Annotated in this window: 23 protein-coding genes, 1 tRNA gene and 1 riboswitch; of the genes, 9 read left to right on the top strand and 15 right to left on the bottom strand. The window is 65.5% G+C overall.

Annotated features, from left to right (window positions below; genetic code table 11):
• Positions 1–155 precede the first annotated feature (155 nt).
• Positions 156–231 (top strand) — tRNA-Lys (locus tag FJ546_RS11235).
• A gap of 465 nt (positions 232–696) precedes the next feature.
• Here the strand turns inward: FJ546_RS11235 and cobT are convergent.
• The 7 genes from cobT to cbiE are packed head-to-tail and all read right to left on the bottom strand — an operon-like array spanning position 697 to position 7,030.
• A complete protein-coding gene (gene cobT / locus FJ546_RS11230; RefSeq protein WP_140889393.1) occupies positions 697–1,707 on the bottom strand; it encodes a nicotinate-nucleotide--dimethylbenzimidazole phosphoribosyltransferase in 1,011 nt (336 codons plus the stop codon).
• A 39-nt stretch (positions 1,708–1,746) separates the two neighbouring features.
• A complete protein-coding gene (gene cobS, locus FJ546_RS11225) occupies positions 1,747–2,523 on the bottom strand; it encodes an adenosylcobinamide-GDP ribazoletransferase (RefSeq protein ID WP_140889392.1) in 777 nt (258 codons plus the stop codon).
• Positions 2,520–3,839, bottom strand: coding sequence for a cobyrinate a,c-diamide synthase (locus tag FJ546_RS11220; protein ID WP_140889391.1), 1,320 nt, complete (start codon positions 3,837–3,839; stop codon positions 2,520–2,522). The genes cobS and FJ546_RS11220 overlap by 4 nt, the downstream gene beginning before the upstream one ends.
• Positions 3,836–4,654: a uroporphyrinogen-III C-methyltransferase gene (gene cobA / locus FJ546_RS11215; protein WP_140889390.1), complete on the bottom strand. Its 819-nt coding sequence runs from the start codon at positions 4,652–4,654 to the stop codon at positions 3,836–3,838. Before cobA ends, FJ546_RS11220 begins: the two co-directional genes overlap by 4 nt.
• Positions 4,651–5,415 carry a precorrin-4 C(11)-methyltransferase gene (gene cobM / locus FJ546_RS11210; RefSeq protein ID WP_140889389.1) on the bottom strand — a complete coding sequence of 255 codons (765 nt, stop codon included), beginning with the start codon at positions 5,413–5,415 and terminating at the stop codon, positions 4,651–4,653. Before cobM ends, cobA begins: the two co-directional genes overlap by 4 nt.
• Positions 5,412–5,798, bottom strand: a complete 387-nt coding sequence (locus FJ546_RS11205) for a cobalamin biosynthesis protein (protein WP_140889562.1) — start codon at positions 5,796–5,798, stop codon at positions 5,412–5,414. Before FJ546_RS11205 ends, cobM begins: the two co-directional genes overlap by 4 nt.
• Positions 5,795–7,030, bottom strand: a complete 1,236-nt coding sequence (gene cbiE / locus FJ546_RS11200; protein ID WP_140889388.1) for a precorrin-6y C5,15-methyltransferase (decarboxylating) subunit CbiE — start codon at positions 7,028–7,030, stop codon at positions 5,795–5,797. The genes FJ546_RS11205 and cbiE overlap by 4 nt, the downstream gene beginning before the upstream one ends.
• Position 7,031: 1 nt before the next feature.
• On the opposite strand from cbiE, the gene FJ546_RS11195 reads away from it, so the two are divergent.
• Complete coding sequence (locus tag FJ546_RS11195) at positions 7,032–7,793, top strand: cobalt-precorrin-6A reductase (protein ID WP_140889387.1); 762 nt, start codon at positions 7,032–7,034, stop codon at positions 7,791–7,793.
• Here the strand turns inward: FJ546_RS11195 and FJ546_RS11190 are convergent.
• From FJ546_RS11190 to FJ546_RS11155, 8 genes are all read right to left on the bottom strand, one after another.
• Positions 7,757–8,521, bottom strand: a complete 765-nt coding sequence (locus FJ546_RS11190) for a precorrin-3B C(17)-methyltransferase (RefSeq protein ID WP_140889386.1) — start codon at positions 8,519–8,521, stop codon at positions 7,757–7,759. The genes FJ546_RS11195 and FJ546_RS11190 overlap by 37 nt on opposite strands.
• On the bottom strand, positions 8,518–9,276 hold the full coding sequence (locus tag FJ546_RS11185; protein WP_140889385.1) for a precorrin-2 C(20)-methyltransferase: 759 nt from the start codon (positions 9,274–9,276) through the stop codon (positions 8,518–8,520). Before FJ546_RS11185 ends, FJ546_RS11190 begins: the two co-directional genes overlap by 4 nt.
• A complete protein-coding gene (locus FJ546_RS11180) occupies positions 9,273–9,905 on the bottom strand; it encodes a precorrin-8X methylmutase (protein ID WP_140889384.1) in 633 nt (210 codons plus the stop codon). The genes FJ546_RS11185 and FJ546_RS11180 overlap by 4 nt, the downstream gene beginning before the upstream one ends.
• 2 nt (positions 9,906–9,907) lie before the next feature.
• A complete protein-coding gene (gene cobG / locus FJ546_RS11175; RefSeq protein WP_140889383.1) occupies positions 9,908–11,287 on the bottom strand; it encodes a precorrin-3B synthase in 1,380 nt (459 codons plus the stop codon).
• Positions 11,284–14,643, bottom strand: a complete 3,360-nt coding sequence (cobN, locus tag FJ546_RS11170; protein WP_140889382.1) for a cobaltochelatase subunit CobN — start codon at positions 14,641–14,643, stop codon at positions 11,284–11,286. The genes cobG and cobN overlap by 4 nt, the downstream gene beginning before the upstream one ends.
• Positions 14,644–14,661: 18 nt before the next feature.
• On the bottom strand, positions 14,662–15,699 hold the full coding sequence (cobW, locus tag FJ546_RS11165) for a cobalamin biosynthesis protein CobW (protein ID WP_140889381.1): 1,038 nt from the start codon (positions 15,697–15,699) through the stop codon (positions 14,662–14,664).
• A gap of 2 nt (positions 15,700–15,701) precedes the next feature.
• A complete protein-coding gene (locus FJ546_RS11160) occupies positions 15,702–16,130 on the bottom strand; it encodes a DUF1636 family protein (RefSeq protein ID WP_140889380.1) in 429 nt (142 codons plus the stop codon).
• Positions 16,131–16,169: 39 nt separating this feature from the next.
• Positions 16,170–16,376, bottom strand: a riboswitch (cobalamin riboswitch).
• Between the two features lie 30 nt (positions 16,377–16,406).
• Complete coding sequence (locus FJ546_RS11155) at positions 16,407–17,606, bottom strand: winged helix-turn-helix domain-containing protein (protein ID WP_140889379.1); 1,200 nt, start codon at positions 17,604–17,606, stop codon at positions 16,407–16,409.
• 333 nt (positions 17,607–17,939) lie between these two features.
• Here FJ546_RS11155 and FJ546_RS11150 point away from each other — a divergent pair, with 333 nt between their 5' ends.
• The 7 genes from FJ546_RS11150 to nuoF all read left to right on the top strand — a co-directional run bounded on the left by FJ546_RS11150 (position 17,940) and on the right by nuoF (position 23,749).
• Positions 17,940–18,305, top strand: coding sequence for an NADH-quinone oxidoreductase subunit A (locus tag FJ546_RS11150; protein WP_140889378.1), 366 nt, complete (start codon positions 17,940–17,942; stop codon positions 18,303–18,305).
• Positions 18,296–18,877, top strand: a complete 582-nt coding sequence (locus FJ546_RS11145) for an NADH-quinone oxidoreductase subunit B (RefSeq protein ID WP_140889377.1) — start codon at positions 18,296–18,298, stop codon at positions 18,875–18,877. Before FJ546_RS11150 ends, FJ546_RS11145 begins: the two co-directional genes overlap by 10 nt.
• A 4-nt stretch (positions 18,878–18,881) precedes the next feature.
• Positions 18,882–19,484 (top strand): NADH-quinone oxidoreductase subunit C, encoded by a 603-nt coding sequence (locus FJ546_RS11140; protein ID WP_140889376.1) that lies wholly within the window; start codon positions 18,882–18,884, stop codon positions 19,482–19,484.
• Between the two features lie 34 nt (positions 19,485–19,518).
• Positions 19,519–19,896, top strand: coding sequence for a four helix bundle protein (locus FJ546_RS11135; RefSeq protein WP_140889375.1), 378 nt, complete (start codon positions 19,519–19,521; stop codon positions 19,894–19,896).
• 66 nt (positions 19,897–19,962) lie between these two features.
• Positions 19,963–21,153, top strand: coding sequence for an NADH-quinone oxidoreductase subunit D (locus FJ546_RS11130; RefSeq protein ID WP_140889374.1), 1,191 nt, complete (start codon positions 19,963–19,965; stop codon positions 21,151–21,153).
• Positions 21,154–22,434 carry an NADH-quinone oxidoreductase subunit E gene (locus FJ546_RS11125; protein WP_140889373.1) on the top strand — a complete coding sequence of 427 codons (1,281 nt, stop codon included), beginning with the start codon at positions 21,154–21,156 and terminating at the stop codon, positions 22,432–22,434.
• 10 nt (positions 22,435–22,444) lie between these two features.
• A complete protein-coding gene (nuoF, locus tag FJ546_RS11120) occupies positions 22,445–23,749 on the top strand; it encodes an NADH-quinone oxidoreductase subunit NuoF (RefSeq protein ID WP_140889372.1) in 1,305 nt (434 codons plus the stop codon).
• Positions 23,750–23,757 lie beyond the last annotated feature (8 nt).

The raw sequence follows: 23,757 nt of genomic DNA, 5'->3' as shown, positions 1-23,757 counted from the left end.
CGTCTTTTTGTATGAGCATGATCTCTTCCGAAAACCGGATTCCACTTTTCGGGATCATGCTCGAGTCGATTTGTCGGGAAATGATTCCGGCAGGGCTAGACATGACCGATGGTGGCGGCTATATGCCCGCCAACGCCGGTTTTTGCCGGCCGAGTGGGTGCGTAGCTCAGTTGGTAGAGCAGCTGACTCTTAATCAGCGGGTCCACAGTTCAATCCTGTGCGCACCCACCAAATTCCTAGAAGACTTGGTGGAAAGACCCTGAAAGCGAGATGCGTTTGGCGTGTCTCGGGGCCATGCGCGTGACCGCGGTCCTTTAACCGGCAGCGGTACTTGGTCCTGGTGGCGATCTAACCGCGTCGAAAAATGCGGCTCAGAAATCTGCCGAATCGAAAACCGACGCTCTCTTCCACGCTTGCAGCTTCGTTGGCATCAATTTCGCCTTTGCTGCCCGAGAAATCACTGATGAGCCACCAGAAGAAGACCAGGAAAACAACGAAAATGGCAGTGTCGATCGGGCCATAAGTTGAATATCCGCTGTGACGAAGCACAACAGCGAACCGCTACGGCGATAGACACTGCAGCTGCAACGGTATGAAGCTTTTTCATCCTCCAAATCTATTCCAGAATCCGAACAGTAGGAAGATGCCGATCACACCGGCGTCTGTGCTTGGCGTTGTCCGCAACGGAGCCGGCGTCTACTTCTCCGACACCCCCGCCTCGGCAAAGCTTGCCATCCTCGCATGGCACTCCAGCGCCGAGCGGACGACGTTGACGGCGAGGCAGGCGCCGGAGCCTTCGCCGAGCCGCATGCCAAGATCGAGCAGCGGCGGCAGGCCGAGCGCTTCGAGCAGGCTGCGGTGGCCCGATTCGGCCGAAACATGAGCCGCGATGGTGTGGGAGAGGCCAGTCGGATGCAGCCTGGCCAGCGGGGCAGCAGCAGCCGTACAGACGAAGCCATCGAGCAGCACGGGTATGCCCAAATGACGGGCGGCCAGCGTGGCGCCGAGGATGGCGGCGAGTTCGCGCCCGCCGAGTGCCGCGGCGATGCCCAACGGATCGGCGAGGGCTGCGGCGTGCCGCTTCAGGCCGGCTTCGATGGCGACCACCTTGCGCTTCAGGCCGGCATCGTCGACGCCGGTGCCGCGCCCGGTCCATTTTTCCGCCCCGCCGCCGAATAACGCCGCCGAAATGGCGGCCGCCGGCGTGGTGTTGCCGATGCCCATTTCACCAACGCAGACCAGGTCGAGGTCTTTCGTTACGGCGTCATAGCCCGCCGAGACAGCGGCGAGAAAGGCCTTCTCGTCCATTGCCGGCACTTGGGTGAAGTCGCCGGTGGGATGGTCGAGGTCGAACGGGATGACATCGAGTTCGGCGCCGGCGATGCGGGCGAGCTGGTTGATGGCGGCACCGCCGCCGGCGAAGTTCGCCACCATCTGCACGGTCACCTCGGAGGGATAGGCCGACACGCCTTGAGCGGTCACGCCGTGATTGCCGGCGAAGACGAAGACCTTTACCCGGTCGAGCCTGGGCATGTCGCGGCCCTGCCAGCGCGCCAGCCAGGCGGCGATGGTTTCCAGCCGGCCGAGGCTGCCTTGCGGCTTGGTCAGCGTATCCTGGCGGCTGGCAACGGCTTTGGCGGCTGTATCGCTGCCGACAGGCAGGTCGAGGCAGGCGGCGCGCAATTCATCGAGGGATTTGAAGGGCATGGGGGCAAGGTCTCCGAAAGGGAATCAGGTCAGGGGGAATCAGGAAAGCGCGACGGAAGCGACGAGAAGCACCGCGATTTCGCTGACCTGCTGCAAGGCGCCGATCGTGTCGCCGGTCTGGCCACCGATCTGGTTGAGGCAAAGGGCGTGGAAGGCGGCAAAGAACAGGCCGAGCAGGATCAGCGCGGCGATGGCGCCGCCGGCCCCGAGCAAGAGGAGCGGGATCGCGCCAAGCACGGCGCCGGCGATCGCGGTTTCAAGCGAGACGGTGCCGGCGCCGGCCGAGAGGCCGTCGGAGCGCGCCGGCGGCAAAAGGTGCATGAAGGCGCCCAACACGCCACGCGAGGCCGCGTGCGCGGCAACAAGGGCAAAGAGCGCCTGAGTGGGATCAACCAGTTCCGAAAGCACGTTCCAGCGGATCAGCAGCGATAGGGCCAGCGCCATGGCGCCATAGGCGCCGATGCGGCTGTCGCGCATGATGTCGAGTTTGCGGCCGCGCGACTTGCCGCCGCCAAAGCCGTCCGCGACGTCGGACAGTCCATCTTCGTGCAGGCATCCAGTGGTGATCACGGTTGCCACTAGGGCAAGTGCTGCCGCCGGTCCCATGGCAAGGCCGAATCGTTCCGCCGTGGCAAAGACGATGGCGCCGATCAAGCCGATGACGAGGCCGGCGACCGGTGCGGCCCAGATCGCGGCGGCAAGGCCGCGGCCGCGAAAGTCGAGGTCGGGCAGGGGCAGGCGGGTGAAGAAGATCAGGCAAAGCGCGACGTCGTCGAGGATTTGCCGGGGTGAAAGGGTCAAATTCGGGAGCTTCACGCGCTGGCCCTCGCTATCGCATGGAAGAAGGTGCCGCTGACACGACCACGCCGGTAGCCGGAAGCGCCGATCGGATTGCCCTGGCCGTCGGCAAGGTCGGCCAGAGGCTCGTCATTGCCGGTGGCCATCATCTGCGCATAGTGGAATTCATGGCCGCGGATCAGCGCGCCTTGAGCCCCCAGCAGGCAATCGGCGCGCAGCCGCGCCTCGCGATAGCCGAGATTCATCTTTCGCTTGGCGAAGCTGGTGGCGTGTCCGAGCAGGCCGAGCATGCGATGCGTTTCGCCGGCAGCATCCTCCAGCGCTTCGCCAAGCACCATGAAGCCGCCGCACTCGCCATGGACGGGCCTGGTCGCGGCGAAACGCGCCATTCCGGTATGGAAATTCGCAGCCGCGACAAGCTTGCCGGCGTGAAGCTCGGGATAGCCGCCGGGCAGCCAGCAGACATCGCAGCTGTCGTCGGGCGCCTCATCGGCAAGCGGCGAGAACCGAACGATCTCCGCGCCGGCCTTGCGCCAATAGGCGGCGACATGCGGGTAAAGGAAAGTGAAGGCGGCATCCTCGGCAAGCGCGATACGTTGACCGGGCGGCCGCAGCGCATCGCCAAAATCGCCGGCCGCCGGAGCGAGGGGCGTCGCCAGCCTCATCACGGCATCGAGGTCGAGCGATTTCTCCGCCATGTCGGCCAGCCGGTCGAGATGCGCCATCAGATCATCATACTCGCCGGCCTGGACCAGGCCGAGATGGCGCTCGGGCAAGTTCAGCGTAGGGTCGCGTAAAATGGCGCCGACAACGGGCAGGCCGATCGCCTCGATGGCGTCGCCGGACAGGCGGCGATGGCGTTCGCTGCCCAGCCGGTTGAGCACGACGCCGGCCATGCGCACATCCGGATCGTAGGTGGCGAACCCCTTGGCGACAGCAGCCGCCGTGGTCGACTGGCCCGACACGTCGAGGACCAGCAGCACCGGCAGGCCGTAGAGCCGGGCAAGGTCGGCGGCAGACCCGGTTCGCCCCGGCGCGGCCGGAATGCCGTCGAACAGGCCCATGGCGCTTTCGAGGATGACGAAATCGGTGTCGTCGGCCTGTTGCGCGGCCAGCGCATTGAGCAGTGACGGCGGCATCGCCCAGCTGTCGAGATTGACGCCGGACAGGCCGGTGGCGGCGGTGTGGAAGCCGGGGTCGATATAGTCGGGGCCGGATTTGGCGCCGCGCACCTTCAGGCCGCGCCGGGTGAGCGCGCGCAAGATGCCGATGGTGACGCTGGTCTTGCCGGAGCCGGAGCGTGGCGCGCCGATGATGATGGCGCGGGCGGTCATGCCTGCCCCGTCAATGCGGCGCGCATGGCGACGATGCCGCCGACGACGATCAGCGCCGGCGAGGTCAGCCCGGCGGCGGCCGCCTCCTCGGCGATGGTGGCGAGCGTGGCGACGACGGTCCGCTCCTGCGGCGTGGTGGCGGCGACGATCACCGCCGCGGGCGTCGACGGTGCCAGCCCGCCGTCGAGCAGGGCTGCCGCGATCAGCGGCAGATTGGCCATGCCCATATAGACCACGACTGGCTGGCCGGTGCGGGCGATCGCCGCCCAGTCGATGTCGTCGTCAGTACCAGCGGCGTGGCCGGTCGCCAGGATCACAGCCTTGTTGATGCCGCGCATAGTGGCCGGGATGCCGGTTGCGGCGAGCGCGCTGAGGCCGGATGTCAGGCCCGGCAGCACGCGGAAGGGGATGTTTTCGCGTGCGAGCGCCAGGGCTTCTTCGCCGCCACGGCCGAAAATATAGGGGTCGCCGCCCTTGAGCCTGATAACGCGGCGGCCTTCGCGCGCCAGCCGGACAAGCAGAGCGGTAATGTCATCCTGCTTCATCGACGGCTGGCCGCCGCGCTTGCCGGCAAAGAACAGCTCGGCGCTTGCGGCAACGGCGACGACGTCAGGCGAGACCAGAGCGTCGTAGACCAGCGCATCCGCTTCGGCCAAGGCCGCCAGCACTTCCAGCGTCAGGCAGCCGGGGTCGCCGGGGCCGGCCCCGGCCAGCCAGACATGGCCCGGCTCCAGCGGGCGCGGCTTGAAATTCAGCCGCGAAAAGGCCTGTTCGAGCGTCGCGTTGCCGCCGTTGTTTTTGGTGTTGCCGCTCACAATCCGTCCCGTCCGCGAAAACGCCGCTGATAGTGGGCGTCGTACAATGAACTTTCGCCAAAACCTTCCGCTGCCAGCGAGCGGCCGACGAAGATGATCGCGGTGCGCTCCATCGGATCGGCGGCAAGCCGGGCCTCGATGGAGGCCAGCGTACCGGTCAGCACCCGCTCGTCCGGCCAGGAGGCGCGGAAGACGATCGCCACCGGACAATCGCCGCCATAATGCGGCGTCAATTCGGCGACGACGCGGTCGATGGCGTGGATGGCAAGATGAATGGCGAGGGTGGCGCCGGTGCGGCCGAAGCCGGCCAGCGTTTCGCCCGGCGGCATTTTTGAAGCACGTCCGGAAACGCGGGTCAGCACCAGGCTTTGCGCGACTTCGGGAATGGTCAGCTCGCGGCGAAGTGCTGCGGCCGCGGCCGCGAAGGAGGGCACGCCCGGCGTCAGCGTGTAGGGGATGCCGTGCTTTTCCAGCCGGCGGATCTGTTCGGCAACGGCGCTCCACACCGACAGGTCGCCGGAATGCAGGCGGGCGACATCATGGCCCGATTTGTGAGCGTCGACATAGGCCGCCTCGATCTCGTCGAGCGACATCGGCGCGGTGTCGATCAGTTTCGTCCCCGACGCGCAGTGCTGCAGCAATTCAGGCGAGACGATCGAGCCGGCATGCAGGCAGACCGGGCAGCTTGCCAGGAGCCTTGCGCCGCGCAGCGTGATGAGGTCGGCGGCACCCGGACCGGCGCCGATGAAATGAACGGTCATGGGGCGTCTCCGCTGATGGCGATGGCGCAGGTGACCGGGCCGAGCACGATGCGGGGGCCAAGCAGCTTCGCGCCGGCACCGGCCACGGCAAGGGCGGATGCTTCGGAAACCGAGGGCGTGCCGGCGACTTCTTGCGACAGGTCGGAGTGGCTCAGTGTTTCCCCCGAGACGCCCCGAAGGGCCGCGTCATCGACGATGATGAGCGGAAGGCTCAACGCGCGGCCGGCGGCGGCAATCGCCGCTTCATCCCTCTTCGGTGCAGCAGTTGCCAGTGCGGAAAGCGCCGTCATGGCCAGCCCATGCGCTTCGAGAGCGGTTTCAATCGAGGCAAGCACATCTTCAACGCTCACGCCTTTGCGGCTGCCGATGCCTGCGACCATCATGGCTTCACCCAGCTCCATTGGGTGACCGGCATTGACGGCCGCCAGGCCTGCATCGAGCCGACCGGAGATGCGCGAGAGATGTCTATCCGGGTAAGGTCGCCGCCGAGCTTTGTGTGCTGCGCGAGAAGCAAGGCTTCCATCTCCAGCGTCACAGCGTTGGCGACGAGCCGGCCGCCGGAACGCAGCGCCTTGATGGCGGCGTTCAACACGCCGGCATCGCTGCCGCCGCCGCCGATGAAGATCGCGTCCGGCGTGTCCAGTCTGGCCAGCGCCTTGGGCGCGCTGCCTTCCACCACGACAAGGCCGGGAACGCCACAGGCGGCGGCGTTGCGGTGGATGCGGGCGGCGCGGCCCGGATCGGCTTCGATGGCAATCGTGCGCATCAAGGGGTGCGCCAGCATCCATTCGATGCCGATGGAGCCCGAGCCGGCGCCGATGTCCCACAGCAATTCGCCACGCCTCGGCGCCAACGACGACAGGGTGATGGCGCGGATTTCGCGCTTGGTGATCTGGCCGTCATGGTCGAACAGGTGGTCGGCAAGACCAACCGTGAGCGGCAAGACGCGGGCTTGCGGATTCGAATCAATTTCGATGGCCAGCACGTTGAGCGGATTGATGTTTTCGAGGTCGAAGGCATCAGCGCGGGCGGCGCGCCGGTTCTCGTTTGGCCCGCCAAGCGCCTCAAGAACCGTTAACCGCGAGGCGCCGAAATCGAGTTCGGTGAGCAGGCGGGCAATTGCATCAGGCGCTTCGGCATCCGACGTCAGCGCCAGGATGCGCGCATTGGGCTGCAGCAGCGGCCGGATCAGGTCGAGCGGCCGGCCATGCAGCGAGACGATCTCGATATCCTGCAGCGCCCAGCCAAGGCGGGCGGCCGCCAGCGAAACCGCCGACGGCGCGGGGATGACATGCATCTCCCGCGGCTTGACCTTGCGGGCGAGGGTGGCGCCGACGCCGTGGAAAAAAGGATCGCCGGAAGCGAGCACACAGACGTTTCTGCCGGCAAGCGCCAGCACATCGGCCATCCCGGCATCGAATGGCACCGGCCAGGGCCGTGGCTCGCCCTTGGCGAAGGACGCGACCAGCGCCAGATGCCGCTTGCCGCCGAAGATGATCTCCGCCTTGGCAATCCGCTGCTTGGCCTCGTCGCCGAGACCCGCTAAACCGTCCTCGCCGATGCCGATCACCGTCAGCCATTCCGGCCTGGCGCCGGGCGAACTTTCAGCAGGCATGATGACCCACCGCATTCTGATCCTCGGCGGCACCACGGAAGCCCGGCAACTGGCCGGCAAACTGGCGGTACGCGCCTCGGTCACGCTGTCGCTGGCCGGCCGCACGGAAAACCCGATCGCGCAAGGCGTGCCCGTGCGAAGCGGAGGCTTTGGCGGCGCCGAGGGGCTGGCCGCCTATCTCCGGGAGACCGCCACCGATCTGCTGATCGACGCCACACATCCTTACGCGGCGCGAATCTCCGCCAATGCCGCGCAAGCGGCGCGGCTGATCGGTGTGCCGATCCTTGCCTTGCGCCGCCCCGGCTGGGAGCCAGTCGAAGGCGACCGCTGGACGCTGGTCGATACAACAGGCGATGCCGTGCGAGCGCTTGGCCCGGCGCCGCGTCGCGCCTTCCTGGCGCTTGGCCGGCAAGAGGTTGCTGCCTTCGAAGCAGGCCCCCGGCATCACTACCTCATTCGCAGCGTCGATCCGGTCGAGCCGCCGCTGGCCGTGCCGGATGCGACCTATCTGCTGGCGCGCGGGCCGTTTGACGAGGCGGAAGAACGCGCGCTGCTCGAAAGGCATCGCATCGACGTGGTCGTCTCCAAGAACAGCGGCGCCGCCGCCACGTACGGCAAGATTGCCGCCGCGCGAGCGCTTGGCATCGAGGTGGTCATGGTCCGCAGGTCTGATCTGCCGGAGGTGCCTTCGGCTCAAACCGTCGATGAGCTCGCCGCGATGGTCGATCATTTCGTCGAGCCTGCTGCCGAGCGTGGCGTGTAGACCAGCGCCGGTTTGTCGCCGCGTTTGATGATCCGGGTTTCCGGCGAGCCGATGATGATGCAGGTCGCCATGTCGGCTTTTTGCGCGTCGACATCGGCCAGCAGATAAACCTCGATGCGCTCGTCCGGACGGCCGGCGGCGCGGCCGAAAATGACTGGCGTGGTGCCGGGCAGGATCGCGGTCAGGCACTCGAAGGCGCGGCCAAGCTGCCAGGGGCGCGACTTGCTGATCGGGTTGTAGAGCGCGATGACGAAGCCGGCGCCGGCCGCCGCCAGAAGACGCAGTTCGATCAACTCCCACGGCTTCAGATTGTCGGACAGCGAAATGGCGCAGAAATCATGACCGAGCGGCGCGCCGATACGGGCGGCGACAGCGAGCATTGCGGTGATGCCAGGCACGACGGCGACATCGACCGCGCGCCATTCGGCCGGGCCGGCCTCGATCGCCTCGCAGACGGCGGCCGCCATGGCAAAGACGCCGGGATCGCCACCGGAAACCACGGCGACGTCATGGCCCTCGGCGGCCTTGATCAAGGCATCCTTGGAGCGGGCGAGTTCCTCGCGGTTGTCGGACGCGACACGAGTCTGGTCCGGGCGCAGTTCGAGCCGGTCGAGATAGGGCTTGTAGCCATAGAAGAATTTCGCTTCGGCCACGGCGCGGCTGGCTTCAGGGGTGACCTGATCGGCATTGCCGGGCCCGAGACCGATGACGGTGAGACGGCCGCTCATGCTTGCACTCCCAACGCCCCGGGCCGGCCGGACCAGCCGGCGACCAATATGATGGCGAAATAGGGCGCCTTGTCGTCCTGTTTGTCGGCGAGCTTCATCGAGACGCTGCCCGCCATGGTGCCGCGCTCGACATAGACGGCGCGGGTCAGCTTGCCGGTGGCTTCCAGCGCACGCCTGATCTTGGACAGGTTGCGGCCGACCTTCATGATGACGGCTGCATCGGTGTCGGCCAGCCGACGGGTCAACTCGAATTCGCTCATCGTGCCGGGCAGCACGGCCAGCACATCATCGCCCTGGACGATCGGCACACCGGTCTGCGACCAGCAGCCGGACATAGCGGTGACGCCGGGAATGACCTCGGTCGGGAAACGATGGGCGAGGCGCACATGCAGATGCATGTAGGAGCCGTAGAACAGCGGGTCGCCTTCGGACAGGACGGCAACCATTCGGCCTGCTTCGAGATGTTCGGCGACCTTTTGCGCCGACTCCTCGTAGAAACCGGTGATCTGCGAGCGATAGTCGTCGTGATCCTTGTCGATCTCGGTGGTGACGGGATAGAGCAGCGGCAGTTCCAGCATATCCGGCCGGAAGCGCGCCTCGACGATGGCGCGCGCATTGCTGTTGTTGCCGCGCTTGGCGAAATAGGCGACGACATCGGCCTCGGCCAAGGCACGCGCGGCCTTCAGCGTCAACAGTTCGGGGTCGCCGGGACCGGTGCCGACGCCAACGAGCTTGCCTTTGGGAAGCGCGTTCACAGGCCGGGCCTCGCCAGGGAATTGAGCGCGGCGGCGGTCATGGCGCTGCCGCCGAGCCTGCCGCGCACGATGGCATAGGGCACGCCATAGGAATTCTCGGCCAGCGCATCCTTCGATTCGGCGGCACCGACGAAGCCCACGGGCATGCCGATGATGGCCGCCGGCTTCGGTGCGCCGTCGCGCAGTTTCTCCAGGAGATAGAAGAGTGCAGTCGGCGCATTGCCGACGGCGACGACGGAGCCGGCCATGCGTTCGCCCCACAGGTCGATCGCGGCGGCGGAGCGGGTGTTGCCGATCTCCTTGGCAATGTCGTGCGTGCGCGGGTCGCGCAGTGTGCAGATCACCTCGTTGCCGGCCGGCAACCGGGCGCGGGTGACACCGTGCGAAACCATTTCCGCATCGCAGAAGATCGGCGCGCCGGCGGCGAGAGCCCTGCGAGCGGCGGTGACGAAGTCGGGCGAGAAAACGAAATGGCTCGATGCTTCGACCTGGCCGCAGGCATGGATCATGCGAATGGCGACATCGGCCTCGGCTTCGGAGAAGCGCGAAAGGTCCGCCTCGGCGCGGATGATGGCGAAGGAGCGCTCGTAGATCGCCGTGCCGTCGTGGATGTAGTTGTAGGCGGCCATGCTCATTTCCGTTTTTTAGTTTGGGCCTGTCGGTAAGTCTCGGCGATTGCCGCCGGCCCGAGCCTTGTCAGGCAAGCAGCGGCGGTCTCGCCCTGAAATCGTGCACTGCGGATCACCGCCGCGACGCGACCGATGCCGCGCGCGGCGTCATAGCCCGGCCTGTAGCCGGCAGGAAGAGCCTTTGCCGTCGCGTTCACGACAAGTCCGGCTCCATTTTCGCCGCCGACGATTGTGAGCGCCGCCGGGCCGGGATGCGCGCAGCCCTTGGCGCAGCCGGAAACGTGCAGCGTGAAGTCGAGGATGTCGGCGTTTTTGGCGGCGATCGTCTCGGCGATGTCACGGGTGGCGATTCGGCCGGAGGCGCAGGCTGGCGTGCCGGGGCAGGCGGCGATGCGCGTGCGCGGGTCGGCGGGGGAGGTGACGAAGCCGAGGCCGGCGGCTGTGGCTTGGAGAGACGGATTGGTGTCCGAGGGTTGGCCGAGGAAGAGCATCGCGCGGCCTGGGGCGAGACGGATTTCGGTGGTGCCGAGGGTGAGGGCGTTTTTTGCGAGAGCGATGATTTTGTCGGCAGGCATGCTGCCGTAGGGGAGGGCAATGCCGAGGGTGAAAGTGTCGCCGGCTAAGGGGAAAAGGCCGATAGGTTTGCGCGAGGCGGAGATGTCCGGCAGGACAGAGGGGGGCGCCTCGCGCAAACTTGGCAAGCATAGCCAATCCGCAAGAGACACCAACTGCCTTTCCGACAAGTCTCTTGCGTGAGCCTCGCGGCCTTTCTCTGCAACCATCCTCAGCACTGCAACAGCAATGTCGCGCGCCGCGTCGTCTCGTACGGTGGCGAGCAGCCTCGCACTCTGCCCATCACCCGCAACAGACACCTGCCACCGAACCCCGGCCCCACTCCGCACCGCCTTCAGCCGCGCATCGGCCGTTACCGCATCCAGCGTCAGCTGCCCGCCGCCGTCCACCACGACAGACACTTTCGGTCCCAGTCTTGACGTCAGCCCAGCATCCTCGATCGCCGCGCTGACCCGCTCAGCCAGCGGTCGCGGATCGGCGATTTCCTGCGGGTCGATACCTGCCAGCGGTCCCGTCTCGACCGGCAGGCCAGTCCGTACCGCAATGCCCAGCGCATCCACTTCCGCTGCCAGCAGTGTTGCGCTCTCCGTTGTCAGACCACGTATCTGCAAGCTTCCACGCGCGGTCACTTCCATGATGCCGTTGCCATGGCGCAGGGCGGATTCGGCCAGACCGATCAACAGCTTTGGCGACAATCCTTCAGAAGATGGGGTCCCAGCAACCGGGTTGAGCCGCACCAGCAGCCCATCGCCGGTCTGCATCGGCGCCGACAGGGCCGGGCAGGCGCCGCGACGCGAGATGGCGTTCATGCCGCCACTCCCAGCGCCTCGGCCTCGGCAATCAGCGCGGCGAGATCGTCGTCGATGGAATTGCGCAAGGGATGCCAGAGGCCGCGCCGGCGCGCCGACAGGAAACGCTCGGCAATGACTTTCGCCGCCGCCGGGTTTTCCCGAAGGATAAAGGCGCGGACTTCCGCGTCGCCGATATAGGCATCGTGCACGGCCTCGATCAGCGCGCCTGAAATGGCGTGGGTGGTTTCGGCGAAGCCGACCAGCCGGTCGACCGTCTCGGCGAATTCGGAGGCGCCGCGGGGGCCGTGCCGCATCTGGCCCGATATGAAGCGCGCATTGACGGCGCGGGCGCGCACCACCCGCGATACGGCCTCGCTGACAGAGCGCGGCTTCGGTTTTTGCGGGTCTGTCGTGTCGAGCACGATGACATCGGCATTCCGGCCAAGGGCGGCAAGCGCGGCCGAGAAGCCGCCGATGAAGGCGACGTCGGCGGAGCCTTCGAGAATATCGCGGCCGGGGTCGTCGCCGGTGTGGACCAGAAGATCGGCTTCGGCGATGCGGGTTTCAAACGCGCCGGGCGCCGAGATGCCTTCGCCACCGGCACCGCCATAGGCATGCGAGGTGGCGTCGAGATAGGCGCGGCCGATCTCTTCGCGCGTACCCCAGTCGCCACTGGACAAAAGATCCTCGACGCCGGCGCCATAGGTGCCGGGCGAGGTGCCGAAAATGCGCGGGCTAATCCTGCCGTCCGCTCGGGTCCGGGCCGCGAAAGGGTTTTCCGAATCGTCCTCGTCGCGGGCGGCGACGGCGTTGGCGGCGGCGGCGAGCAGCGCGATCTGGGTCGGGAACATGTCGCGGAACAGGCCCGATATGCGCCAGGTGACGTCGACGCGCGGGCGGCCGAGCGTGGCCGGCGGCAGAACTTCGATGCCGGTGATGCGGCCGGTGGAGGCATCCCATTGCGGCCGGCAGCCCATCAGCGCCAGGCCTTGTGCGATCTCCTCGCCGCCGGTGCGCAGCGAGGCCGAGCCCCACAGGTCGATGACCAGCGAACGCGGCCAGTCGCCATGCGATTGCAGATAGCCGCGCACCACTTCTTCGGCCGCCGCCTTGCCCAGATCATAGGCGGTCGGCGTCGGCATGGTGCGCGGATCCGACGTGAACAGATTGCGGCCGGTGGGCAGCACGTCGGAACGTCCGCGCGCCGGCGCGCCGGCCGGGCCGGCCTTGACGTGGCGGCCGTCGAGGGCGGCAAGCAGCGCTGACCTTTCAGCCTCGGCGCTTTGGCGGCGCATGGCGTCGGCCTCATCGTCGGGCGCGCGGCCGTAGATATGCAACCCGTCCTTGATGGCGAAGTCCTTGAGGTCGCAGAGCCAGGCGTCGATGCGACGCAGCGCCTCGTCGGGTGCGTCGGTCCTGGCGACACCTGCTTCGGCGGCGAGGCCGGTCTTTCGCGCCGTGTCGACGATCAGCTTGGCCAGGCGGTCGCGGCGGCGGCGGTCGAGGCCGTCGGCCTGGGCGTATTCGTCGACTAGGCGTTCGAGCCTGTGCTGATCTTCGTCCAGCCCGGCGCCGGTCAGCGGCGGCGGCAGATGGCCGAGGGTCACGGCGGCAATGCGCCGCTTGGCTTGTGCTGCCTCGCCGGGATTGGAGACGATGAAGGGATAGATGACGGGCAGGGCGCCGGTGACGATCTCGGGGAAGCAGCTTTGCGACAGCGCAACGGTCTTGCCCGGCAGCCATTCCAGCGTGCCATGAGCACCGAGATGAATCAGGGCGTGCACACCCAGCGATTTGCGCAGCCAGAGGCCGAAGGCGATCAGCGCGTGGCGCGGCGGCAGCGTTGGATCGTGGTAGTCGGCGCGGCGATCGGCGGAGCGGCCGCGATCTGGGGCGAGGGCGACTGTGATGTTGCCGAAGGTCGCGGCGCGGAACGGGAAGCTTGCTGAGGTCGCTTGTGAAGGTTGGCGCGAGGCGCCCCCCTCTGCCTTTCCCCATGCGGCCTTAACCGCAGCGATAGCCTCAGCCGGTAGGTCTTTCGAAAAGTCGACATAGTCGCCCAACCCCAACCCACCATCGCTGCGCTCCAGCAAATCCAGCAGTTCGCGCGGCGATTGCGGGATCCCTTCAACGCCATAGCCCTGTTCTTTCAGGTCATGCAGCATCGCCAGCACGCTGGACGGCACGTCGAGGCCGACGGCATAGCCGGTACGGCCGGGAGCGCTTGGGTAATCCGGGATCAGAATGGCCAGCTTGCGCTCGGTGCGGGGCGTGTCCTGCAACTTGATGAAGGCTGCCACGCGGTCAGCCACCTGCGCCACGCGATCCGGTTCCGGCCGGTTGGCGACGGCGCGGTGGCCAAGCGCGGGATCGACATCGCTTTCGCCCTTGAAGGAAATCGCACCGGCGAGGATGCGGCCGTCCAGTTCGGGCAGCACGACATGCATGGCGAGGTCGGCGGGTGTCAGGCCGCGCTGGTTGTTCTCCCAGATGTCGCGGCGGGTGGTGGCGACGATGACCTGGAAGACCGGCACGCCGGCGCGGTCGAACAGGGTTTCGATGCCGGGTTCGGCACCAGAGGCGAAGGCGGTCGCGGTGATGATGGCGGCGGGTCTGAGCGTGGCGAGCGCGGTTTCCGCGAAGGCCAGGGATGTCGGGTCTTTGAGGCTGGAGACGAAGATGGGGACCGGGGTTATGCCGCGCTGGCGCAGCGCTTCAAAAAGAGCGTCGATCGGCGCGACATCGGCGGCGAGAAGCATTGAGCGGTAGAAGAGAATGGGCACGACCTTCCCCTCGCCCTCGAGGGGGAGGCGGACGACGCCGCGATCTGGCTCGTAGTAGCCGGCCTTCGGCACCGCCACCGGCTCAACAACGGCCGCGTCCTGTCCAGATAGCCTGGCCAGCCTCTGCACCAGCGCGCCCATATTGACCGAGCCGCCCTCGCGGAAATAGCCGAGCAGGGCTTCCAATTCCCGGCGCGGCAGCGTCGAGGCTTCGATCAGCCTGATATCCTCGTCATGGCTTTCGCCCGGCAGCAGCGCCAGCTTGATGCCGCGCTCGCGGGCGGTCGAGGCCAGCTGGTCGCAGCCATAGCGCCACCAGTCGTAGCCGCCGAGGATGCGCACCAGGATGATCTTGGCGTGGCGAGCGACGCTGTCGATCCAGAGGTCGACGGACAGGGGATGGCGCAGGTCGCGCAGTGCCGCCAGCCGCATCGAGGGCAGGCGGGCTGCATCCGCCTTCCAGGCGGCGGCCAGTCCGGCGAGGTCGCTGTCGGTGAAGGACAGGGCCACGATATCCGCCGGCATCTGCCGCAGATCGACCGGCTCGGCGAAATCGTCGAGCGAGGCGGAGGTCGTGGTGAGGATATGCATCGCGGCCCGTGTGTCAAATCAGCCGGCGAGTATACGCTCGATTGCCGGGCGGTTCAGCCCCTTGAGGCCGATGACGACAAGGCGCGAACGGCGGTCGTCCTCGGCGGTCCAGGCGCGGTCATAGTAATGATTGACGCGCGGGCCGACCGCCTGCAGCAAGAGCCGCATCGGCTTGCCGCCGACCTCGACGAAGCCCTTCACGCGCAGCACGTTTTCCTGTTCGGCGGCAGCGGCGACGCGCTTTGCCAGTTCGTCCGGATTGGCGATCGAGGGAATGTCGACGATGAAGGTGTCGAAGTCGTCATGCTCATGGTCGAAGGCGCCGTCATGATGGGATTTGCGGTTCTCGATGTCGTCCTCGACGGCGAGACCGAGCCCGAGCAGCACGGAGGGATCGACCTTGCCATGCGAGGTCGGCACGATCTTCACGGCACGGGCGGAATGTTCGCCGATGATGGCGTTGGCGCGGGCCGAGCCGGCGGCGTTCATCAGGTCGCTTTTCGATAGGATGATCAGGTCGGCGCAGGCGATCTGGTCCTCGAACAGTTCCTCGACCGGGTCGTCATGGTCGAGGCTGTCATCTTGCGCACGCTGCGCCTGCAAGGCGTCCATGTCGTTGGCGACGCGGCCTTCGGCAAGTGCTGGACCATCGACCACGGCGATGACGCCGTCGACGGTCACGCGGCTCTTCACCGTCGGCCACTGGAACGCCTGGACCAGTGGCTTGGGCAGGGCGAGGCCCGAGGTCTCGATCAGGATGTGGTCGACCTTCGGCGTCAGCGATAGGATCTGGTCGAGCGCGGGCACGAAATCGTCGGCCACGGTGCAGCAGATGCAGCCATTGGCCAGTTCGACGATGTTTTCCTCCGGGCAGGTGTCGATGCCGCAGCCCTTCAAAATCTCGCCGTCGATGCCGATGTCGCCGAACTCGTTGACGATGATCGCAATGCGCTTGCCGCCGGCGTTCTCCAGGAGATGGCGGACCAGCGTCGTCTTGCCGGCGCCGAGGAAGCCGGTGACGACGGTGCAGGGGACGCGGGTGACGGAAGCGCTCATGATCAGTCCTTCAGCAGGTCGAGGGGAGGAATGCGGGCAACGAGGCCGCGCTTGAGAGAATCAGGCCGGCCGCGCCATGGAATGAGGCCGTCCGTCGAGGTGGCGAAGAGCTTGGCGCCGGTGATAAGGTCGGCGCCGCTGCTCACGGTCAGATCGCCGAAGACGTAGCTCCAGCAGCCGTCGCGCAGGATCGCGGCGCTCAGCCGGCGCTTGCAATTGCCGAGACATTCGACCGTGCGGATGTGGATGTTTTCATCAGATGCGGCACAGCGCGTGTCTTCGGCCAACAGTTCGCCGGCGCGGGGATGGGCGTCGGAGCCGGTCTCGTCGCGGCACGAGGCGCAGACGATCACCGTGACGCCGGGCAAAGCTTCGCTGTCGGCGGACGAATTGTCCGCTGTGCCAGGCGAAAAACTGCCGTTCTGGTCCAAAAAGCCGGGCTCCTTGCCCGGAAACCCGCCGGGCGATCGGATTCTTTTGTCGCAGACGGCAGGTCTCCTGGCTCGCGGGTCATCGCCTTGGGTGCCGCCTTCCCGGGAACATCCCAGTGGCTTTCGGCCTCGGCTCGTCGCTTACAGTTGCGGGGACAGCCGCGGATTTGAGATTTTTCACCTCGCACCGCATTCCCTCTTAGCCCCTGCCGTTGCGGGCAAGGGACCGTCTGGAGCGGGATTTAGGCTTTTGCAGGCAGCGGTGTCAACGCACGGCTACGACATGGCGATGTCGGCAAGCGCCGAGCCCAAATCGCCGGCAGGCGTCACTTCCATGCGTTCAAGGCCGAGCCAGCCTTGCATCTGCTTCAGTTCCTCGAAGAGCTGCGCGGCGGTCTCAGGCGGAGCGTTGGGCTCGGCGTAGGCGGCGTGGACGCGCAGGACGCTGGCCGGCCGGTCGGCCTTGAGGTCGACGCGCGCCACGATCCTGTCGCCGAGCAGGAAAGGCAGGACGTAGTAGCCGTATTGGCGCTTTTCGGCCGGCGTATAGATCTCGATGCGGTAGTGGAAATCGAACAGCCGCTCCGAGCGCGAGCGCTCGAAGACGACCGGGTCGAACGGCGCCAGCAAGGCGCGGGCCTCGATCTTCCGGGGCAGGCGGGCGTTCTTGTGAAGGTAGGCCGGCTTGTCCCAGCCTTCGACGCGCACCGGCAGCAGTTCACCCAACTCGACCAGTTCCTCCAGCCGGCCTTTCATGTCGGCCGGCGACAGCCGGAAATAGTCGCGCAGGTCGCCTGATGTCGCCACCCCATGGGCGCGGGCGGAAATGCGCAGCAATTCGCGGTGCGCGTCCTCGGCTGGCGGCACGGGCAGGTCGAGGATCGCCTGCGGCAGCACGCGCTCGGGCAAATCATAGAAGCGCTCGAAGCCGCGGCGGTGCGCCGTGGTGATGCGGCCAGCCCAGAACAGCCATTCGAAGGCGTGCTTGGCATGGCTCCAGCCCCACCAGCCGCCCGAACCTTTCTGGCCTTCCAGCGCCGAAGCCGCGATCGGGCCGCGCGCGACAACCTCGCGGTAGATCTCTTCTATGTAGGCGGCATGCTCGCGGCCCCATTTGGCCAGGCCCAGATACATCTCGTCGCCCTGCTCGGCGCGCTGCATGCGCCAGCGCATCAGCGGGTAGGTCTCGACCGGCAGGAACGAGGCCTCATGCGCCCAGTATTCGAAGACCGTGCGCTTGCGCGTCACGGCGGCGTTGTCGAGCAGCGCGAGCGGATACGGGCCGAGCCGCGAATAGAGCGGCATGTAATGCGCGCGCACCACCGCGCTGACGGAATCGATCTGCAGCAGGCCGGTGCGGGAGAGCACACGGGCAAAGTGGCGGCGATCGGGTGTGCCATTTGGGTGGGGATCGAGAAACCCTTGAGCGGCGAGAGCGATGCGCCGGGCGGCGGCAAGCGAGATCTTTTCCTTCATGCAGCTGTCACTCTAAGGGCGTTTCGACCGAGGTCCGACGGGTGATTCCAGCCCATGCTAGCAGGGTTTTTGCGGCAACCCTGTCAGGAGAGAAAAGTGGAGTAAAAAGAGAAGGAAATCAAACAGGAGCGGATCGGACCAGTTTCTCCGGATATGCCGTCCAGGTCGGCGTTTTGAACAAGGTTTGACTTGCTTCGCTGGAAGTGCTGCGCTAACCCTCGCCGCGTTGCAGCATAGGCCCCTTAAAACGGTTCAGCGGTTAATCTGTCACGCTTCCGCAATAAGGTCCGGTGCTGTAATCAAAGTGGATTGGCGCCAACGGAAAGCCGCTGCATGAACGCACTTCTCAGTTCGTACCTGTCCATCGTCCTGTTCATCGGCGTGGCACTGGTCGTCGGCCTGGCGCTGCTGGCCGCACCGTTCCTTGTGGCCTACCGCAATCCCGATCCCGAAAAGCTTTCCGCCTACGAGTGCGGTTTCAACTCGTTCGACGACGCCCGCATGAAATTCGACATCCGGTTCTACCTGGTGTCGATCCTGTTCATCATCTTCGATCTGGAGGTGGCCTTCCTGTTTCCCTGGGCCGTGTCCTTCTCGAAGATCGGCATGCTCGGTTTCTGGTCGATGATGGTGTTTTTGGCAGTGCTGACCATCGGCTTTGCCTATGAATGGAAAAAAGGAGCGCTGGAATGGGATTGAACGACAGTTCAGGCACCCTCGTCGCGCCGAAGCCGAAGGGTATCATCGATCCCAACACCGGTCGGCCGGTGGGGGCGGACGATCCCTTCTTCCTCGAAATCAACAATGAGCTCGCCGACAAGGGGTTCTTGGTCACCTCGACCGAGGCGCTGATCACCTGGGCGCGCAGCGGCTCGCTGATGTTCATGACCTTCGGTCTGGCATGCTGCGCCGTCGAGATGATCCACACCTCGATGCCGCGCTATGATTCGGAGCGCTTCGGTGTCGCGCCGCGCGCGTCGCCGCGCCAGTCCGACATCATGATCGTCGCCGGCACGCTGACCAACAAGATGGCGCCGGCGCTGCGCAAGGTCTACGACCAGATGCCGGAGCCGCGCTACGTCATCTCGATGGGCTCCTGCGCCAATGGCGGCGGCTACTACCACTATTCCTATTCGGTGGTGCGTGGCTGCGACCGCGTCGTGCCGGTCGACATCTATGTGCCCGGCTGCCCACCGAGCGCCGAAGCTTTGCTCTACGGCATTCTTCTCCTGCAGAAGAAAATCCGCCGCACCGGCACGATCGAACGGTAAACCCATGGCCGCATCCCTTAGCGAACTGTCGACCTATCTCGGCGAAAGGCTGATTGGTCGCGTCAATGACGCGGTGCTTGCCTATGGCGAGCTGACCATCCATGTCGAGCCGCGCGACCTCATCGAAGTCGTGACCTTCCTGCGCGACGATGCGCGCTGCCAGTTCATCTCGATCGTCGATGTCTGCGGCGCCGACTATCCGTCGCGGGCCAAGCGCTTCGACGTCGTCTATCACTTGTTGTCGCCGAAACAGAATGTGCGCATCCGCGTCAAGGTGCAGGCCGACGAGGAGACGATGGTGCCCTCGATCACCGGCGTCTATCCTGGCGCCGACTGGTTCGAGCGCGAGACCTACGACCTCTATGGCGTGCTGTTCTCCGGTCATCCCGACCTGCGCCGCCTTTTGACCGACTACGGTTTCGAAGGCCACCCGCTGCGCAAGGATTTCCCGCTGACCGGTTTTGTCGAAGTGCGTTACGACGACGAAGCCAAGCGCGTCATCTACGAGCCGGTCGAGCTCAAGCAGGAATTCCGCAATTTTGATTTTCTCTCGCCATGGGAAGGGACGGATTACGTCCTGCCGGGCGATGAAAAAGCGAAACAGTGAGTAGGGAAGTAGTGAGTAGTCAGTAGGGAAAGAGTTGGAGCAACGGATCGAATCCTATCGAGACTTGAAAGTGTGGCAATCGGCGATGATTCTCGCTGAGGACTGTTACCGCGTCACCAAAGAGTTTCCGAAGGACGAGATTTACGGCATGACCTCTCAGATGCGTCGATCAGTGGTTTCGATCGCGGCGAACATTGCAGAGGGATACGGTCGGGAAAACAGAGGTTCGTTCGTTCAATTTTTGCGCATGGCGCAAGGCTCGTTGAAGGAACTGGAAACGCACGTACTACTGGCATGCCGAGTTGGTCTGCTACGAAAAGACAATGAGATTGAACTGCTGCTGCGATGCGAAGAGATTGGAAAAATGATGAGATCTCTTATCCGAACGGTGCAGGCCAAGCAGGCGGAATGAAGCAGGCATTGAGATTGATGATCACTACTCACTACTCACTACTGACTCTTCGCCAGAGGCGCCAGAATGGCTGAGACCTCCGTCCGCAATTTCAACATCAACTTCGGCCCGCAACACCCTGCGGCGCACGGCGTTTTGCGCCTCGTGCTGGAGCTCGACGGCGAGGTCGTCGATCGCGTCGATCCGCATATCGGGCTGCTGCACCGCGGCACGGAAAAGCTGATCGAGGCAAAAACCTATCTGCAGGCCATCCCTTATCTCGACCGGCTCGACTATTGCGCGCCGATGAACCAGGAGCACGCCTTCGCGCTGGCCGCCGAGCGCCTGCTCGGCATCGAGGTGCCGAAGCGCGGCCAACTGATCCGCGTGCTCTACTGCGAGATCGGCCGCATCATGTCGCACATCCTCAATGTGACGACGCAGGCAATGGACGTCGGCGCGCTGACGCCGCCGCTGTGGGGCTTCGTCGAGCGCGAGAAGCTGATGGTGTTCTATGAGCGCGCCTCCGGCTCGCGCATGCACGCCGCCTATTTCCGCCCCGGCGGCGTCCACCAGGACCTGCCGCGCCAGCTTGTCGAGGACATCGGCAAGTGGATCGACCCGTTCCTGAAATCGATCGACGACCTCGATCGTCTGCTGACCGGCAACCGCATCTTCAAGCAGCGCAATGTCGACATCGGCACGGTCTCGCTGGCCGATGCCTGGGCCTGGGGTTTTTCGGGCGTCATGGTGCGCGGTTCGGGCGTGGCCTGGGACCTGCGCAAGTCGCAGCCCTATGAATGCTATTCGGAAATGGACTTCGACATTCCGATCGGCAAGAACGGCGACTGCTACGACCGTTACCTCGTGCGCATGGAAGAAATGCGCCAGTCGGCGCGGATCATGCGGCAATGCGTCGATCTCTTGCTCGGCAAAGAAAGCACCGGCCCAGTGTCGAACCTCGACGGCAAGGTCGTGCCGCCCAAGCGCGCGGCGATGAAGCGCTCGATGGAAGCGCTGATCCATCACTTCAAGCTCTACACCGAGGGCTATCGCGTGCCGGCCGGCGAGGTCTATGCGGCCGTCGAGGCGCCGAAGGGCGAGTTCGGTGTCTATCTCGTTTCCGACGGCACCAACAAGCCGTACCGTTGCAAGCTGCGCGCGCCCGGTTTCGCGCATCTTCAGGCCATGGATTTCCTCTGCCGCGGCCACATGCTGGCCGACGTCACCGCCGTTCTCGGCTCCCTCGACATCGTGTTTGGTGAGGTCGATCGCTAAATGTCAGTCCGCCGTCTCGCAGAAGCCAGCGTCCAGCCAGCATCCTTCGCCTTCAACCGGGCGAATGCGGCAGCGGCGAAGCAATGGATCAAGAAGTACCCGAAGGGCCGCGAGCAGTCGGCGATCATTCCGCTGCTGATGCTCGCGCAGGAGCAGGAAGGCTGGGTCACCAAGGCGGCGATCGAGACGATTTCGGACATGCTCGGCATGCCCAGGATTCGCGGGCTCGAGGTCGCGACCTTCTACACTCAGTACCAGCTAAATCCCGTTGGCACCCGCGCGCACATCCAGGTCTGCGGCACCACGCCGTGCATGCTGCGCGGCTCGGAAGCGCTGATGGATGTGTGCCGTTCAAAGATTCATCACGACCAGTTCCACACCAACGACAAGGGCACCTTGTCGTGGGAAGAGGTCGAGTGCCTCGGCGCCTGCGTCAACGCGCCGATGGTGATGATCTTCAAGGATACGTTCGAGGACCTGACGCCGGAACGGCTGGCCGAAATCATCGATCTCTACGATGCGGGCAAGGGCGCTTCGGTGGCGCCGGGGCCGCAGAACGGACGCACCGGCTCGGAGCCCGCCTCCGGCCTGACGACGCTGAAGAACGAAAAGGCGATCCTCAAGTCGACCCGCGACCGGGAGGCCAGGGAAGCAGCCAAGGCCGCCAAGGCGGCACCCGACGCGATCATCGCCGCGCCCGTTCCGGCGCCCGCTGCCGCTCCCGTCGCACCATCCAATGCCAGCAAGCCAAAGACCGACGCGCCTGAGACCAGCCCGGCGTTGAAGACACCCTCAAAGACCAAGGTGGCGCCGGCGGCGGAGAAGGCGGCGAGCGTTTCGGCGCCGCTGCATTCGGCCGCCAATGCCAATAAGGCAGCGCCGGAAGTCGAGAAGGTCTCAAAACAGCGCAGTGGTCCGAAGGCCAAGGCCGAGCCGGCGGCTGCTTTCAAGGCGCCGGAAGTCAAGATACCAGCCGCCAAGCCAGCAAAACCGTCGCTGGAAGACAAGAACCGCCCGGCCGGGATCGACAGGCCGGCCGCGGTCGACGATCTCAAGCTGATCTCCGGCGTCGGCCCGAAGATCGAGGGTGTCCTGCATACGCTGGGCATCTTCACCTTCGCGCAGGTCGCTTCGTGGAAGAAGGCCGAGCGCGAGTGGGTGGACGGCTATCTCTCCTTCCAGGGCCGTATCGAGCGCGACGACTGGGTCAAGCAGGCCAAGGCGCTCGCCAAGGGCGGCGTTGCCGAATACATCCGCGTCTTCGGCAAGAAGCCGGTCTGAGGGACGAAAAATGCTTCAGGATAAAGACCGCATCTTCACCAACATCTACGGCCTCTTCGACAAGTCGCTGGCCGGCGCAATGGCGCGCGGCGCCTGGGACAACACGCCCGGCATCGTCGCCAAGGGCCGCGAATGGATCGTCAACGAGATGAAGGCGTCCGGCCTGCGCGGTCGCGGCGGCGCCGGCTTCCCGACGGGCCTCAAATGGTCGTTCATGCCCAAGCAGAGCGATGGCCGGCCAAGCTACCTCGTCATCAATGCAGACGAATCCGAGCCCGGCACCTGCAAGGACCGCGACATCCTGCGCAACGATCCGCACACGCTGGTCGAAGGTGCGCTGCTCGCCGGCTTCGCCATGGGCGCGGTTGCCGCCTACATCTATGTGCGTGGCGAGTTCATCCGCGAGCGCGAGGCGCTGCAGCGCGCCATTGACGAGGCCTATGAGGCCAAGCTGATCGGCAAGGGCAACACGTCCGGCTATGATTTCGACGTCTACATGCATCACGGCGCCGGCGCCTATATCTGCGGCGAAGAGACGGCGCTGCTGGAAAGCCTGGAAGGCAAGAAGGGCCAACCCAGGCTGAAGCCGCCATTCCCGGCCAATGTCGGCCTCTATGGCTGCCCGACCACGGTCAACAATGTCGAATCGATCGCGGTTGCGCCGACCATCCTGCGCCGTGGGGCGGCCTGGTTCTCGTCCTTCGGCCGGCCCAACAATGTCGGCACCAAGCTGTTCTGCGTCTCCGGCCACGTCAACAATCCCTGCACCGTCGAGGAGGCGATGTCGATCCCGTTCCGCGAGCTGATCGAGACGCATTGCGGCGGCATTCGCGGCGGCTGGGACAATCTGCTGGCGGTCATCCCGGGCGGCGCCTCGGTGCCGCTGGTGCCGGCCGAGCAGATCATCGACGCGCCGATGGATTTCGACGCGCTGCGCGACCTCAAATCCGGCCTGGGCACGGCCGCCGTCATTGTCATGGACAAGTCGACCGATATCGTGAAGGCGATCGCGCGGCTGTCCTACTTCTACAAGCATGAGAGCTGCGGCCAATGCACGCCGTGCCGTGAAGGCACCGGCTGGATGTGGCGGGTGATGGAGCGGCTGGTGCGCGGCGAGGCGCAGAAGCGCGAGATCGACATGCTGCTCGACGTCACCAAGCAGGTAGAGGGCCACACGATCTGCGCGCTGGGCGACGCGGCGGCATGGCCGATCCAGGGCCTGATGCGGCATTTCCGCGGCGAGGTGGAGCGGCGCATCGACGAGTTTTCGCGCAACGCGCACCGCGCCGAACCGGTGATGGTGGCAGCGGAATAGACGATTTT

Source organism: Mesorhizobium sp. B2-4-19 (assembly GCF_006441315.1).
Lineage (GTDB): Bacteria > Pseudomonadota > Alphaproteobacteria > Rhizobiales > Rhizobiaceae > Mesorhizobium.
Note: the sequence above shows the minus strand (reverse complement) of the source record. Positions and strands in the feature narration are given on the sequence as shown.